This window comes from Nocardia sp. NPDC127579, from assembly GCF_042672005.1.
Taxonomy (GTDB): Bacteria; Actinomycetota; Actinomycetes; order Mycobacteriales; family Mycobacteriaceae; genus Nocardia.
On sequence record NZ_JBHXVZ010000001.1, the window covers coordinates 1,661,791 to 1,677,074 of the forward strand.

Annotated in this window: 13 protein-coding genes; 5 read left to right on the forward strand and 8 right to left on the reverse strand. The window is 70.6% G+C overall.

The features are described from left to right. Positions 1-28: 28 nt before the first annotated feature. Entirely contained in the window at positions 29-310 is a 282-nt protein-coding gene (locus tag ACFVMC_RS07220; RefSeq protein WP_379207649.1) for a hypothetical protein, read from the reverse strand. A gap of 87 nt (positions 311-397) precedes the next feature. Further along, on the reverse strand, positions 398-616 hold the full coding sequence (locus tag ACFVMC_RS07225) for a hypothetical protein (RefSeq protein WP_379207651.1): 219 nt from the start codon (positions 614-616) through the stop codon (positions 398-400). A 114-nt stretch (positions 617-730) separates the two neighbouring features. On the opposite strand from ACFVMC_RS07225, the gene ACFVMC_RS07230 reads away from it, so the two are divergent. Further along, positions 731-1,939, forward strand: a complete 1,209-nt coding sequence (locus ACFVMC_RS07230; RefSeq protein ID WP_379207881.1) for a polysaccharide biosynthesis protein — start codon at positions 731-733, stop codon at positions 1,937-1,939. A gap of 126 nt (positions 1,940-2,065) precedes the next feature. On the opposite strand, the gene ACFVMC_RS07235 is transcribed toward ACFVMC_RS07230, so the two are convergent. Together ACFVMC_RS07235 and ACFVMC_RS07240 are read right to left on the reverse strand one after the other, a co-directional pair. Beyond that, positions 2,066-3,001 (reverse strand): FAD-dependent oxidoreductase, encoded by a 936-nt coding sequence (locus tag ACFVMC_RS07235; protein ID WP_379207653.1) that lies wholly within the window; start codon positions 2,999-3,001, stop codon positions 2,066-2,068. 94 nt (positions 3,002-3,095) lie between these two features. Next, on the reverse strand, positions 3,096-4,202 hold the full coding sequence (locus tag ACFVMC_RS07240; RefSeq protein ID WP_379207655.1) for a DUF3068 domain-containing protein: 1,107 nt from the start codon (positions 4,200-4,202) through the stop codon (positions 3,096-3,098). A gap of 203 nt (positions 4,203-4,405) precedes the next feature. On the opposite strand from ACFVMC_RS07240, the gene ACFVMC_RS07245 reads away from it, so the two are divergent. Then, positions 4,406-5,593 (forward strand): acyltransferase family protein, encoded by a 1,188-nt coding sequence (locus ACFVMC_RS07245; protein ID WP_379207657.1) that lies wholly within the window; start codon positions 4,406-4,408, stop codon positions 5,591-5,593. On the opposite strand, the gene ACFVMC_RS07250 is transcribed toward ACFVMC_RS07245, so the two are convergent. The 4 genes from ACFVMC_RS07250 to ACFVMC_RS07265 form a co-directional block, all read right to left on the reverse strand. Continuing rightward, complete coding sequence (locus ACFVMC_RS07250) at positions 5,590-9,813, reverse strand: alpha-(1->3)-arabinofuranosyltransferase (protein ID WP_379207659.1); 4,224 nt, start codon at positions 9,811-9,813, stop codon at positions 5,590-5,592. The two genes, ACFVMC_RS07245 and ACFVMC_RS07250, sit on opposite strands and share 4 nt — an antisense overlap. 117 nt (positions 9,814-9,930) lie before the next feature. Beyond that, positions 9,931-10,098, reverse strand: coding sequence for a DUF2613 domain-containing protein (locus tag ACFVMC_RS07255; RefSeq protein WP_379207661.1), 168 nt, complete (start codon positions 10,096-10,098; stop codon positions 9,931-9,933). 127 nt (positions 10,099-10,225) lie between these two features. Further along, positions 10,226-11,314, reverse strand: a complete 1,089-nt coding sequence (locus tag ACFVMC_RS07260) for an isochorismate synthase MenF (RefSeq protein ID WP_379207662.1) — start codon at positions 11,312-11,314, stop codon at positions 10,226-10,228. Positions 11,315-11,392: 78 nt separating this feature from the next. Further along, positions 11,393-11,872, reverse strand: a complete 480-nt coding sequence (locus ACFVMC_RS07265; RefSeq protein WP_379207664.1) for a universal stress protein — start codon at positions 11,870-11,872, stop codon at positions 11,393-11,395. 131 nt (positions 11,873-12,003) lie between these two features. On the opposite strand from ACFVMC_RS07265, the gene ACFVMC_RS07270 reads away from it, so the two are divergent. The 3 genes from ACFVMC_RS07270 (at position 12,004) to ACFVMC_RS07280 (ending at position 15,218) form a co-directional block, all read left to right on the forward strand. Further along, entirely contained in the window at positions 12,004-13,152 is a 1,149-nt protein-coding gene (locus tag ACFVMC_RS07270) for a glycoside hydrolase family 3 N-terminal domain-containing protein (protein ID WP_379207666.1), read from the forward strand. A 145-nt stretch (positions 13,153-13,297) separates the two neighbouring features. Further along, positions 13,298-13,897 carry a TetR/AcrR family transcriptional regulator gene (locus ACFVMC_RS07275; RefSeq protein ID WP_379207667.1) on the forward strand — a complete coding sequence of 200 codons (600 nt, stop codon included), beginning with the start codon at positions 13,298-13,300 and terminating at the stop codon, positions 13,895-13,897. 91 nt (positions 13,898-13,988) lie between these two features. Next, positions 13,989-15,218: a DUF5685 family protein gene (locus ACFVMC_RS07280; RefSeq protein WP_379207668.1), complete on the forward strand. Its 1,230-nt coding sequence runs from the start codon at positions 13,989-13,991 to the stop codon at positions 15,216-15,218. Positions 15,219-15,284: the final 66 nt, after the last annotated feature.

Below are 15,284 nucleotides of genomic sequence, written 5' to 3' on the forward strand. Positions count from 1 at the left end.
TCACCCTACGTGGGCCGGAAATCGCGGCCTACTGTTCCATGCCGAACAGTGGAAGCTGGTGCGTGGGCGCAGGGCCGCCGAGCCGCCGCGAGCAGCGTGCACAGGTCACCGCCGCCCGGGTCGGCACCAGCGCGTCCGGCGACCACCCGGAGACACCGGTATGGCACAGCAACTCGGGCACTTCTTCGTCCCCGACCCACCGGCCGAGACGCACAGCGTGGACGGTGCGTCCGGCCCGGACGACCGCGTGCACCCCCGGATCGCCGAAGACCGCCCGTGCCGACGCAGCCAGAGGCGAGATATCGGTCATGCGACCAACGATAAGCACCCACACCGACACATCCACCACCCGCGCATCGCCTCCTTCCGGAGGCTCCGCACGATCAGGGTGGTTCGCTCAGCGTAGGGCTTCCAGCAGGAGGGCGGGTTTCGAGCCGGTAAGGGTCTGGCAGGGCGCGATGACATGGCCGACCGCGCCGGCGGGGTCGTCGAGGCGGAAGCCGCCCGCTTTGCGCACGGTCGGAGTGTCGCCGCGGAACCACTCCTGCGTCGGGAGCCAGCTGCGTAGCAGCTCCCATTTGGTGGGTTCCATCGTGGTGTTGTGTACGACAGCCATGGTCCGACCCTAGGCAGTCGAGGCCGCCGTGCGGTGCGGGTGCGACGATGGGGTGTGCCTGAAGTTCGTCGCCTGCCCGTTGTCGCGGATCTGACGTTGGTGACGGCGGGCGCGATGACGGCGAATGTGGCCGGATATCTGTTGCAGGTGCTGGCCAGCCGATGGCTCGGCGTGGCCGGGTTCAGCGAGTTCGCGAGTCTGCTGGCCGTGCAGCTGCTGTGCGCGGTGCCCGCGCTGGCGTTGCAGAATGTGGTGGCGCGCGAACTGGTACGCGGGGCGAGCGTGGACACGCTGCGCGGGTTGCAGTGGCGCTGCGCGGTGATCGTCGCGGGGCTCGCCGCGGTGCTCGTTCCACTGGTGACCTGGGCGCTCGATGTGAACGTGCTCGCCTGCGCCGCCGCTCTCGGCGCGGCCCCGGCGCTGGTGCTGCTGGCCGGTGAGCAGGGAATTCTCCAGGGCAGCAACCGCTTCCGGCAGCTGGCGATCGTCCTGGGTTGCGCCGGGATCGCACGGGTCGCTCCCGCGCTGGCGGCCCTGATCCTCGGCGGCGGAACCGCCGCGGCCCTCATCGCCGCCGCCCTCGGCCTGACCACCGCCGCCGCCATCGCCCGCTATATCGCAGGGCCGGGCGAGCCAGCCCACCAGGACGACCGCGTAGCTGGTGGGCAGCAGACTACGGACCGGGTTCCCGCCCGGCGGACCGCCGCCGTGCACCGGCTCCGCGACCGAACCTCGGGGGTTCTCCCGGTCCTGCGCGCCGCCCAGGTGCAGGCGGCGCTGATGGCCCTGTCCTCGGCGGATCTGATCGTGGTCCGGATGGTGCTCGGTGACACCGATGACGCCAGCCGCTACGCCCTGGGGACGGTGGCGGCGAAGATCGCGTTCTGGCTGCCGCAGGCGGTGGGTGTGGTGCTGTATCCGCGGATGGCGCAGCCGACGCAGTCGGCGCGCGCGATCCGGGACGCGCTGGCGGTGCTGTCGGGTATCGGCATCGTGGCGGTGATCGGGGCGGCGGCCGCAGCGCCGCTGGCGCCGCTGTTCGCGGGTGCGGATTACGCCCCGATCCAGGGCCTGCTGTGGTTGTTCGCGCTGCACGGCGCGATCCTGGCGGTGCTCCAGGGGGCGGTGCTGTCGGCGATCGCCTTGGATCGCACCGCCCTGGCGACCCTGGCCTGGGTCGGGCTGGTGGTGGAGGTGACCTCCGCGCTGCTGTTCGCGCGTTCGGTGCCGACGTTGATCACGATCTGCGTGTGTGTCGCCGCGGCCACCACGGCCGTGGTCGCCACGACCGTGCTGCGCACCGCCGACACCGGCGGGGACTGAGGGCTCGGCGCCGTCCGGCCGCTGCATACCCACGTGTACCCGGACGATCCCGATGCCGCCCGCGCCTGTGCGGGACGATGCTGCTGTATCAGCCGCGACATCTGGTGGCGTCCTTGTGGTAGCTGTTCAGATCAGCGCGGCCGCCGCTTCGGCGCATCCCCAGGCGACGGTAACGCCCGCACCGCCGTGTCCGTAGTTGTGGACGAGCAGTGCGCCGTCGAGCTTTTCGCGTTCGACCCGGACGCTGGACCGCGCGGGCCGCAACCCGACCCGGTGTTCCAGGACGCGGGCCGTGGCGAGGGCGGGGTGGATGCGGGCGCAGCGGGCGACGATGGTGCGGGCGATGGCGGGGTCGGGGCTCAGATCCCAGGAGCCGGGTTGGGATGTGCCACCGAGGATTACGTAGCCGGGCCGGGGCAGCACATAGGTGAGCTGGTCTCCGGCGTGCGCGAACCATTCGGTGAGGCCGGGGTTCTCGACGACCACGACCTGCCCGCGCACCGGCCGCACGGCCGGATCGGGTACGAGAGTGCGTGACCCGAGCCCGGTGCAGTTGACGATGACCGGCGCCATCCGCGCCGCGGCTCCGAATCCCGCGACGGCGCGTTCCTCGATCGTGCCGCCGGCGGCGGCCAGTCGCCGCATCAGATAGTCCAGGTGCAGCCGCATATCGAGCAGCGGCACGGTGGCCCGCAGCCCGCGGGTGTAGCCGTCGGGGAGTTCGGCGGGGGTGGCCGGGCGGGCTCCGTCGAGCGCGGCGGTCCAGGTGGGCAGGAAGTCGGGGGCGGTGTCGGCCTGCACGCCGGTGACCAGCCGCACTCCGGCAGCCGGATTGTGCACCAGCCCTTGGTATTCGCGTAGTGACCGCACCGCCCAGGCAGCGACCAGGTCGGCGGGTTCGATGTGGTAGGGCCAGATCAGTGCTCCTGCGACGGCCGAAGTCGTCCACGCGGCAAGCTCTTTCGCCCAGACCCGCACGCGCGCGCCCCGCTCGGCCAGGACGATCGCGGTGGTCAATCCGGTTACTCCGCCCCCGAGCACGATCACATCCGCGTCACTCATACCCAACCCTAGCAACGGGCCAGAAGCAGTGTGCGCAAATAGAATTCGGCCCCCCGGCGGATGCCGGAGGGCCGAATTCGGGAGTCCGACAGGGTCAGAGATTCCTGGTGTCGATCACCTGGGTCGGCGAGTCGTCACCGCGGACCGGGCCGCCCGTGGCGGGGCGGCGACCGGCGGGGGCGGAGCCACCGCGGATACCGATGAGCGCGCCGACGATCACCAGGATCGCGCCCAGCACGCCGAGCACGATCGGCATGATCCGGCCGAACATCGACAGCTTGTCGATGCTCTCCTTGGCGACACCGATCTGCGACTCGATGGTGGCCTCGTCGAAGATGAGGTCGGCCTTGAGCGCGGTGACCTCGGGCTTGTCGCCGTTGCGGGCGTAGTACAGGTGCAGCTTCTCGCCGCCCTTGATCACGGCGCCGGTCTGCGGCTCCACCCACACGTCGCGGGTGTTGGTGTACCACCGGGTCATGGTGACCGGGCCGTCGCCCTCGACGCCCCACTTGGCGGCGGGCAGTTCCAGGCGGTGGGTCGGTGCCTTGACGACGTCCCACATGTTGGTGGCCGGGATGGTCTGCTGGAAGTGGTAGACCTTCATGTTGTTGATCTCGGTCTCTTCGACGAAGTTGATGTCGAAGGTCTTGCGCGCGTTGAGATCGAAGTACGGGTAGGTCTTCTTCTCGGTGCCGATCGGGAAGCGGTACTGCAGACCGACGTGCTGCACCGGTTCGGCGACGCTCTTCATTTCCTTGTCGACGCCGACGGCGATGGAGCCGTTGGGCTCGGCCGCGACGGGTTCACCGCTCACGCGGTCGAGGGTGACGCGGTCGACCGAGGCGGTGAGCAGGCCGGTGTCGCCCTGCTTGTCGATGCGGCGCAGCGTCTGACCGGCCTGAACGGTCATTTCGGTGGCATTGGACGGCTCTTCGACGGTGACGAACCGCTGGGAGACCAGCGGCACGTTGGTGTCGATCTTGGCCGAACCCTCGGGCGCGGTGAGCGACTTGGAGTCGAGCACCAGGCTTTCGGAGCCGGGGGCATTCTTGGCGATAGTCGTGATCTCGAGATCGAGAGGTGTCTTCGCCAGCTTGCCGACGGTGTAGGCCGGGATCATCAGCGCCATCGCGATCAATAACGCGCCGAGACCCACGAGCAGGCAGGCCACCGTCCTTCTGGTTCCGGCACTCAGTGCCATGCAAACACTCCTCGTCTTAGAACACACAGGTCGTTCCACGTACTGCGGGCAGTCCGCGGCACTCGTGAGCCCCGACACTAACAGGACCGAGTAGTAACATGCCCTGCCGAGTCCGGAATCCGACCAAAATCGCGCTGAGTGTAGCGCGAAAAGTGAAACGACGGGTTCTCACCTGCGGAATCGATAGGGCAGACTGGAGCCCGATGACCCTCACCACATCTGTGTCCGCCGCCACGACCGCACCCCCGGTACGATCGCGCGGCTTCGTTCCCGCCCTCGAAGGCATGCGCGGCCTGGCGGCGCTCGGTGTGCTGCTGACCCACGTCGCCTTCCAGACCGGCGCCTCGTCGATGCCCGTTCTCGGCCGGGTATGGGAGCGCTTCGACATGGCGGTCGCGGTGTTCTTCGCGCTGTCCGGATTCCTGCTGTGGCGCCCGCACGCGGCGGCGGCCCGCGGTCTGGGCACCGCGCCCGCGACCGGCTACTACTTCCGGCATCGCGCCGCCCGCATCCTGCCCGCCTATTGGGCGGTGGTGATCGCGGTGCTCCTGCTGCTGCCGAGCGCCGCCGACTCCGCGGGCTGGCGGGTCTGGTTCTCGAACCTGGCGCTGCTGCAAGTCTTCATCCCGCTGACCCTGACCGACGGGCTCACCCAGATGTGGAGCCTGTCGGTGGAGGTGGCCTTCTATCTAGTGCTGCCGCTGCTCGCGCTGTGCCTGGCGCGGTTGCGCGGCGACGCCGCCCGTCGACGGGTGCCGGTGCTGATCGGTGCCGCACTGCTGTGCCTGGGCTGGAACTTCATCCCGGTGCCGACCCCGGACGCGATTCACGCCGACAACTGGCTGCCCGCGTATCTGCCGTGGTTCGCCGGCGGCATGGTGCTCGCCGAGCTGGTGGACATCCGGCTCACCGCCGGCCCCGCCCGCTGGGTGCGGGTCCTGGGCAATCAGGCCCTGATGTGGGCGATCGCGCTGGTGGCCTTCCTGTTCTCGACCACCGATCTGGGCGGCCCGGCCGGGCTCACCCGCGCCGAGCCGTGGCAGTACGCGGTGAAGATGGCGCTCGGCATGATCATCGGATTCGCCTTGCTCGCACCGCTGGTCGTGGGGGAGCGCCGGCACCGCTGGCTGGAATCGCGGGTGGCGGCGACCGTGGGCCGCTGGTCCTACGGCATCTTCCTGTGGCACCTGGCGGTGCTGTCGATCGTGTTCCCGGTATTCGGCATCCTGCCGTTCAGTGGTGACTTCGCCTGGGTGCTGCTGCTCACCGTCGCGCTCACGCTGCCGGTCGCCGCGGCGAGTTACGCGCTGATCGAGGAACCGGCCCGCCGGTTCGCGCGCCGCCGGGATCGCGCGAAGGCGCAGGCGCGACCGGACGAGCGCGCCGCCTAGCGCTGTCCTCGCCGCGGCGCCAGTGCGGCGATACCCACCGCGAGCACCGCGATGAGCGCGGGCGCCTGCACCCAGAGCGAACCACCCAGGTAACCATCCTGCGCGCGCCACGGTCCGGTGGACAGGGCCGCGGCCGACGCGGTGGCGCTCAGGCCCGCGATCCACGGCAGGTACCGGGTGGTGTGCGGCCGCCACCGCGCGGCCGCCAGCCCTGCGACGGTGAGCACCGTGCCGACCGGACCGGCGATCACCGTCGCCACCACGCCCAAGCCGAGCGCCCCGGCGCCACGGCCGCCCCAGGTGCCGGGACTCGGGCCGGCCGGTTCGGGAGTCCGGCGTCGGCGCGGAACGGCAAGCAGGGCAAGGGGAATGAGCAACAGCAGGCCGCCGAAGATGCCGAGCCGGTACCAGCGGTCGTCCGGGAAGGAGACCGTGACCGGCCCCGCGTCCGGCGGCAGGATCCAGCCCTGCTGCCAGCCGTTGACCACCACCGGGGTCAGCGCGCGTCCGTCGGCGCTGGCCTGCCAGCCGACATTGGTGCTCAGCGGCAGCACCAGCAGCCGGTCCCGGGTGACCGGGCGACTCGGCTCGAAACCGGTGCGGTGCAGGCGAAGCCGATCCACCGAGAACAGTTCGGTGGGCCCGACGGTGACATCCACGCGTCCGGCCGACAGGGGAAGTTCCCCGGACGAATCCGCGGGAGCCGCTTCGTCTCCGGTGCAGACCCGGGCCGGTACCGGTGCGCCGGAACGCAATTCCTCCGCGGTGGCGGTGACGGTGGTGCGTACCAGCGCGCCGCCGATGTCGACGGTCGGGCCGAGCGCGCACGGGATGGTGAGCAGCCGGTCGGCCGGGGCGGGCGCGGGATAGTCGGGGCCGAGCACCTCGATCTCGGCCAGGCCGGGCGGCTGGCTGATGGCGAAGCCGAGCGCGGTCTTGTCCAGCACCGGCAGCCACCCCTGGAGGGTGATCTCGATCCGGTCGGTGACCTGCGGGTGCAGCTCGATCCGGGTGGGGGCGTCGGGGTCGAGTTCCCGGACCTGCGGTCCGGCACCGAGATTCACCGCCACGGCGGTGGGTGCGGCGGGCAGCCCGCCCAGCGACGGAGTCAGGTCCAAACCGGTGACCAGCGCCGGTTCGGGCAACTCGATGGTGAGCGTCGGCTTCGGGCCGGTGTGGTCGCGGATCGAGTCCTCGGGCGCGGTCCAGCTGGTGCGCACGTCACCGTCGGTGGCCGCGAAGGAGGAGCCGCGCAGGTTGCCGACGTCGGCCTGGCCGCGTGCCACCGGCCGGTCGTGGTCGGTGAGCAGCGCCTCGAGCGCGGGGCCCTGCCGGGTTCGCACGGTGAGGTCGGGCGTGACCGTCATCGGCTGCGGCACGTGCAGCGTGCGGCTGAAGTTGCCCGGTTCCTCGGCGGCCAGCGCCAGGCTCTTGCTGCACCGCACGCGGTCGGGTGAATCGAAACAGGCGCTGCGCCCGGGGAATTCCTGGCCCAGATCCCAGCCCTGCACCTGGGTGCTCGCGGCGACCGGCGGCAGCACGGTGCGGTGCCGGATCGGGACCGGCAGCGGTGTCTCGCGCACGCTGTAATCGTCGAGTTCGAGTTCGCTGATACCGAATTGGCCACCGCCGGTGCCGTTCTCGGTCCGGGTCGCGGTGATGGTGAGCCAGGTGGTGCGCCCGGCGGGCAGCGAGATCGATACCGGCGCACCGGGTTCGCTGATCCGGGTGGACACGCTGCCGTTGTCGGTGCGCACCTCCACCCATTTCACCGCGGCGCCGATGGCGGCCGGGCTGGTGGTGAGTGTGAGCAGTCCGGCGGACTTGATCGGCCGGTCCAGGTCGAGCCGGAGCCACTGGCCCACGGCGCTGTCGATACCGCTGCTGATCCAAGAGGTGGCCGGGTCGCCGTCCACCGCGGCGGCGGTGGAGCTACCGGGCGCCGCGCCGCCGAGCTGGGTGGCGTCGGAGGCCGCGCTGGAGGCGGTGACGGTGGCGCCGCTCCATTCCCCGCGCACCAGGTCCGCGCCGGGAACCGGGTAGTCGGGGACCAGGTTGTGGGTCCGGCGCGGATCGGTGGCCGCGCGCAGCGCCGAGTTGTGATTGTCGACCTTGCCGAAGTCGGTTTCGCGATCCATCGGACTGTCGGTGACCGTCACCGGTCCGAGCGGCAGACCCGCGCGGGTCGCGTCGGCGGCGAGCAGGCTCGGCGTGCCGGTCCGGTCCGTGCGGCGCAGGCGCTCGAGTACCTCGGGGCCGCCCGCCACGGTCGGAACCTGGTCCAGCCCAACGGTGTAGGCGCCCGGGAACGAGTTCGGTGCGCCGGTGCCCGAACGCACCTGGACCGGTGTACCCGGCGTCGGCGGCTCCACCCGGTAGAGCTCGACCGCCGGATACGTCGGACGCAGGTCACCGTTGGCGACCAGTCCGTCCGCGATCACGGAAGTCTCGATGGGCGCGCCGAATTCGGCCACCTTGCGCAGGCCGGGTGAGCCTTCGATGGCGCGGTGTGCCAGCAGCGGTCGGGTCGAGCGCGCGGTCTCGGGGTCGAGATCGTTGCGCAGCACCAGGATTCCGATGCCCTGATCGGCCAGTGTCGCCGCCAATCCGGTCGACGGACGCCCGTCGGCGATCAGCCGCTGTACCGAGTCCATCGCGCGGATGGTGCCGGGCGGGTTCAACGGCACCGCGTCCCGGACCGCCCACGGCGTGCTCGCCAGGGCCTGCATCGGCTCGTCCCGGGTCAGGCCCCACACCTGGCTGCCGAACGGCGCGCCGGGCACCACCAGCGCGCGAGTGTCGGAGGCATTGCGCGACAGCCAGTCCGCGGTCTGGGACCAGTAGGCGGGGACCTCGTCGTAGGCCCCGCGCGGAGCGAGCTTGCCGGTCCAGGCCAGCGAGGTCGACAGGGTCAGCGCGGTCAGGATGAGCGCGGCGACCGCGACCCGGCGGTCGCGCTCCGGATGGGCGAACGCGCTGCGCCACACCGGCATCGGCACCGAGGCGGGCAGCGGGATCCGGGCCAGCAGGTGCGCCAGGCCGAGCACCAGCGGCAGCCGGATCAGCGGTTCCAGCTTGTGCACATTGCGCAGCGGTGCGCCGGCGGAATCCAGGAACACCCGCACCGATTCCGCGAACGGCCCGCCGAGTTCACCCACAAAACCCGCGCAGATCCCGGCCAGCCCGACCAGCAGTATCAGCGTGAGCCGACCGCGATAGGGCATGCCGCGCAGCGCCAGCCCGGCCAGGCCGGCCGCGGCGAGCAGCCCGGTGGCCAGCACCGCGGCCGGCTGGGTGACCAGCACCGCGCCCGCGATCCGCTCCGGTGAGACGAACGGCGTCCAGCTGTCGGTGCCGCGCAGCACCTCGGCCAGCGAGGCCCACTGGGTGGTTACGCCCGAGGATTCGATGTAGTCCAGGAACGGCGGCGACACCTTGCCCAGCAGCAGCAGCGGCACCGCCCACCAGAACACCGCGAGCACCAGCAGCGGCACCCAGGCCCGGGTGAACCGCCACCAGCGCCGATTCGGGCGGTATGCGCCCCACCACAGCAGAGCGGGCAGGAACGCGGCCACGGTCGCGACCGCGTTGACCGAGCCCATCAGCGCCAGGGCGAGCGCGCTGCCCGCCGGGGAACGCGCACCGCCCAGTTTGTGATTGCGGTGCGCGGTGGCCAGCGCGGCGGGGGCGAGCAGCACCCACGGCGCGAGCATCATCGGCAGTGTTTCCGAGGAGATCGATCCGAGGGTGGTCAGCACGCGGGGGGACAGCGCGTACGCGGCGGCCGCGAGCACCCGCGAGCCACGGCTGCCGATGCCGAGCGTCTCGCAGAGGCGGACGATGCCCCAGAATCCGGCGAGCAGCAGCAGCGCCCACCAGATCCGCTGGGTCACCCAGGCCGGCAGGCCGAGCGCGTGCCCGGCCGAGAAGAAGGCTCCGTGCGGGAAGAAATAGCCGTAGGCCTGGTTCTGCACCTGACCCATCGGCGCCTGACTGCTCCACAGGTGGGCGGCGCGCGCCAGGAACCCGAACGGGTTCTGCGCCAGGTCGTACTTGGTGTCCGCGACCGTGCTGCCGGGTGCCTGCGCGAAGGTGAGCAGGAATGCCGCGAGAACGGTGCCGAGCAGCCAGCCCCGGCCGAGCGGCGCGGCGTCGGGCGCACCCGCCGCCGCGCGCTCGGTGCGGTGGGACTCGAGTGAGGGCGCGGAGGTCAATGGCATACCAGGTCGGGCCCGGGGCGGCGCGGCTGACGCACGCGCGGCCCCGGGCCTACCGGGTCAGCTACTGACATGCGCGGGCATTGCCCTGCCCGCGAGCATGGCGGAAGGGAGTCGAGGTCAGCGAGAGCCGTACTCAACGTTGTTGAGCAGCGAGGAGTCCGGGTCGCCCTTGTCCAGCTCGGGGCGGGTGTTCTGCTGCACGGCCGCGGTGATCGCGAACACGGCGAGCACGCCCAGCACGGCGCCGGCGACCGCACTCGCAACCCCAGGAACAGCAAACTTCATCGCGGCACTCCAATACATTGATGCAGGCACATTCCGGAGCAACTTAGCAGTAGTCCAGATCACTTCGTACCCGCAGCCTGTCGATTCGCGGGCCGACCGGGGAAAACGCCCAGAATCGAGCGCAACTTCAGGGCAGGGCGCAGTGCAGGCCGCCGAGGAAGGTGCGCAGTTTGGCGGTGGTCTCGTCGAGTTCGGTGCGCGGGTCGGAGGCGGCGACGATACCGCCGCCGGCGTAGGCGCGTACCGACCGGCCGTCGGCGGACAGTTCCGCGCTGCGGATCGCGACCACCCAGGCACCGTCGCCGTCGGCCGCGCACCAGCCGACCGCGCCGGCGTAGAAGCCACGGTCGCCTTCGAGGTCGTTGATGTATTCCAGGGCGGCCGCGGTGGGCGTCCCGCAGATCGCGGGCGTCGGGTGCAGCAGCACCGCCAGATCCAGGGCCGTGACGGCCGGGTCGCGCAGGGTCGCGGTGATCGGGGTGGCCAGATGCCAGACCTCGTGCGTGCGAAGCAGTTCCGGGCCGTCGGGAATGTTCAGCTCGGTGCACAGCGGGGCGAGCAGGTCGCGGATCCAGTCGATGACGAAGGCATGTTCGTCGCGATTCTTGGTGCTGGACAACAGCTCTCGTGCCCGCTCGGCATCCACGGCGGGATCCGCGGCCCGGGGCGCGGTGCCCGCGAGAGGGCGCAGCGTCACGGTGCGGCCGTGCCGGGCGACCAGGACCTCGGGTGTGGCGCCGATCAGGGTGGCTCCGGTGCGCCCGGCGGGGGACAGGTCCACCGCGAAGACATTCGCGTTCGGATGCCGGGTCAGCAGGTGCGCGGCCACCGTCTCCGGTTCCAGCCCCCGATCTGCCTCGGCGAGAACGGATCTCGCGGCGACGACCTTGCGCAGCGGCTGCCCGGGATCGTTCAATTGCTCGACGAGCTTCGCCACCCGCGCGATATGTTCTGCGGGAGCGGGTATTTCGGTGACCACCCGCACCGGCGGCAGCGCGGGCAGCGCCGCGGGCCGCCAGGGCCCGGCGGTGTGCTCGGCATGCGCGGGCACCGTCAGCGCCGCCGGGCGAGCCGGATCGAACGCCAGTGCGCCGACCACCAGCTCGGCCGCCCCGTCCCGCAGCGCCGCCGCCGCAGCAGCCGCCTCGTCGAAGGTGGCGCGACTACCCGAGGTGCGCAGCACCCCATCGGGCTGGGCCAGCAGGAATCCGTCCATGCTCCGACCCTAACCCCGCGCGGCGCCCCGATTTCGGTCCAGCGACGCACGTCTCAGTCGCCGGTTTCCGAACGGTGCTCAGCGCGCGGGCTCCTTGCCCGGCGGCACCATGAGCACCGGCCGGTGGCAGTGTTTGAGCACCGCGTCGGCGACGCTGCTGTGCAGCAGCGCGCGTACGCCGGTAGCGCCGCGGGTACCGGCGACGATGATGTCCACGTCGAGTTCGTCGGCGCACTCCACGATCGTGTTCCAGATGGTGGTGCTGCATTCGGCGGTGCGCGCCTCGGCGTTCAGGCCCGCGAGTTTCGCCAGCCGGACCCCCTCGGTATTGATGGTGCGGGCATCGACATAGGCGATGTCCTCGACCTCCTCGTCGGGCAGCCATTCCGGCTGCATGACGCCGGAGAGCCCGGAGAGTTTGGCGGCTTGGCGCACCATGGGTTCCCAGGCGGTGAGCACGACGGCGCGGTTCGCGGACAGGAACCGACCGGCGTATTCGATGGCGCGCTTGGCATTCTCGGATCCGTCGTACGCGATGAGCATCAGATCGCAGGGCACGGCGACCTCCCGGTGCGGGGTTCGGCTACCTCCTCCAGGCTACTCGCGACACCCCGGGGAGCGGGCTCGGCGCGCGGCCCGCGCCCACCCGGAGATGCCGGTGCGGCGGTAGCGCACTAGCGTGAACGCCCATGCGGAAGACGCCTCTCGTCCTGCTCGCGGTTCTCGCCTCGGTCGTCACCGGCTGCTCGAACGGTGGCTCCTCCGATTCCGGATCGCCGGAACCCGCCGCGCCGTCCTCGGCGGCGCCCGCGACCCCTGTGCAACGCGACTGCGATACCGAGTTCCTCGCGAAGTTCACCCCGCGCCAGAAGCTGGCGCAGCTGCTCACCGTCGGCGTCAGCAGCGCCGCCGACGCCGAGAACGTGGTGCGTACCGAGCAGATCGGCGGCATCTTCGTCGGCAGTTTCACCGACAGGGCGCTGCTCGCCGACGGTGAGATCGCCGATGTCAAAGCGGCGTCCAAGATTCCGCTCATGGTCACCATCGACGAGGAGGGTGGGCGCGTCTCCCGGGTCAAAGATCTGATCGGGGCGGCGCCCTCGGCCCGCGAAACCGCGAAGACCATGTCCCCGGACGAGTTCTACGAGGCCACGGTGGCCCGCGGCCGCAAGTTGAAGGATCTGGGCATCACGGTCGATTTCGCGCCCGATGTCGATGTGAGCAGCGAGCCGGACGACGATGTGATCGGCGATCGTTCCTTCTCCGATGACCCCGAGATCGTCACCGAGTACGCCCGCGCCTACATCCGCGCCATGACCGAGGTCGGGCTCGGCTCCGTCATGAAGCATTTCCCGGGCCACGGCAGCGCCTCGGGCGATTCGCATCAGGGCGCGGTGCGCACCCCGCCGCTGTCGGAGCTGATCGGTTCGGATCTGCTGCCCTACCGTCATCTGATCGGCACCGGCGCCGCGGTCATGGTGGGCCACCTGGATGTGCCCGGCCTGACCACTCCCGAGGTGCCCGCCAGCATCAGCCCGGAGACGATGGCATTGCTGCGCTCCGGAACCGGCTACGGCGCCGCGCCGTTCGACGGCGTCATCTTCACCGACGATCTGAGCGGTATGAAGGCGATCACCGCCCGGATGGATATCGCGGACGCGGTGCAGGCCGCGTTGGCGGCCGGTGCGGACAACGCGCTGTGGATCAACACCTCGAAGGTGACCGAGGTGCTCGACCAGCTGGAGCAGGCCCTGGCCAGCGGCGCGCTGTCCGCTGAGCGGATCGACGATTCGGTGCTGCGGGTGGCGAAGTACAAGGGCATCTCAACGCAGTGTTAAGGCCGCCTCGGGCTACCGTCCCCTGGTCGTAGGATCGCTGTCTACCCCGGCTCTCGGAGAAGTCAGGCGATCGGTGAGCAAATCGCGCCCGCCGAACTTACCTTGGAGTAATATAGGGGTTTCACCTTGCGGTAGGAGACAGTGGATGGCGGGCGGAACGAAGCGACTTCCCCGGGCGGTTCGTGAGCAGCAGATGCTCGACGCCGCCGTCGAGGTGTTCTCGCGCAAAGGTTTCCACGACACCTCGATGGACGCGATCGCCGCCGAGGCCAAGATCTCCAAGCCGATGCTGTACCTGTACTACGGCTCCAAGGACGAGTTGTTCCGGGCCTGCATCCAGCGTGAGGGCCTACGTTTCATCGAGTCCGTCGCACCCGCGGGAAATCCCCTGCTGTCCCCGCACGAGCAGGTGCGCACCGCGCTCGAGGGCTTCCTCGGGTTCGTCGACGCGAACCGCCGCTCCTGGCAGGTGCTCTACCGACAGGCGATCGGCCAGCAAGCGTTCGCCTCGGAGATCGAGAACGCGCGGGAGCGGGTCATCGAGCTCACCGCGAAACTGCTGGAGTCCAGCGCCAAGCACGCCGATCCGATCACCAACTTCGACGTGGTCGCGGTCGCGGTGATCGGTGCGGGGGAGGCCATCGCCGATCGAGTGGCCAGCGGGCGCATCGAGGTCGGGGAGGCGGTCGACCTGCTCGACGATCTGGCCTGGAGCGGTCTGAAGGGGCGCAAGAAGGCCGAATAGCCCGATTTCCGATTGCATTGTGGTTGCCGCCCTGTCATGGTGCCAGGGAGCAACAGGCACGGACCGGCCGGTCAGGTCGGGGATTATCGGGGTGGACTTGTTCGGGATGTTGAAGCCGTGTTCGCACGGCGCGGCCAGGTATGGAATCGACCCGGCGCAGTGGCGGGCCCACATGTGCGGGCTGTGCCTGGGGCTGCGAGATGGGCAGGGCCACTTGGCCCGCACCGCGACCAATACCGACGCGATCGTTCTGAGCGTGCTCACCGAAGCGCAGCTGGACCAGCCGATGCGCCGCACCACGGCGGGGCGTTGCGCCCTGCGCGGCATGCGGCGCGCCGAGGTCGCCGCGGCGGACTCGCCGGGTGTGCTGCTCGCGTCGACCGCCTCGCTCCTGTTGGGCTCGGCCAAGATTCGAGATCACGTCGAGGATCGTGACGGTTCGGTGCTGGCCCGTCGCCCGATGCTGCGGGTATCCGGTCGCTGGGCGAACGGTGCGCGGGCACAGGCGCGCCGGATCGGGCTCGATGTCGAACCGCTTGTCGCCGCGATCGATTCGCAGTCGGCACTGGAAAGCCGTCCGGCCTCGCTGGACGAGCTCACCGGTCCGACCCAGCTCTGCGCCGCCGAATTCTTCGGCCACACCGCGGTGCTCGCGGAGCGCGCCGAGAACATCGAGCCACTTCGTCTGGCGGGCAGGCACTTCGGCCGCATCGCCCATCTCGCCGACGCCGTCGAGGATTTCGACGCCGACTGCGCCCAGGGGCGATTCAACCCGCTGGCCGCCACCGGAACGGGCCTGACCGAAGCCTACGACCTGCTCCAGGAATCGGAGGCGGAGCTGCGCCGGGCTGTCGCCGCCGCTCGGCTGCGCGACGTCCCGGCGGTGCGCTGGATCCTGCTCGACCCGCTGAGCGCGGTACTGCGCCGCCTGGGGACCGGGGTGGGTGCGCCGATCACCCACGCCTGCAAGACATCTCGTGCGCACGTCGGCGGCCACCGTCCCGGGCCGAACCACTATCCGGCAGGGCCGAGCCAATACCCCGGCGGGCCGAATCAGTACCCTGCTGGACCTCCACCGCACCGGACCGGTCCGGATATCGGCCGGGCACTCGGCGCCGGGGCGGCGCTCGGCGCGGCGGGGGTCGGCGCCGCGATGTTCGGGCAGGACCAGAATCAAGAGGAACAGCGCCAGGAGCAGGGGAAGAAGTGGTGGGACCGGTGCTGCGAGGGCTGTGACTGCTGCTCGAACTGCGGTGACTGCTGTAGCTGCTGCGGCGACGGCTGTTGCTGCGACGGGTGCGGCTGCGACTGCGGCTGCTGAAGACGCGCGCCGACCGAATCTGCCTCCGCACAAAAGAAACCGCGCCCCGGAGCTCCGGAGCGCGGT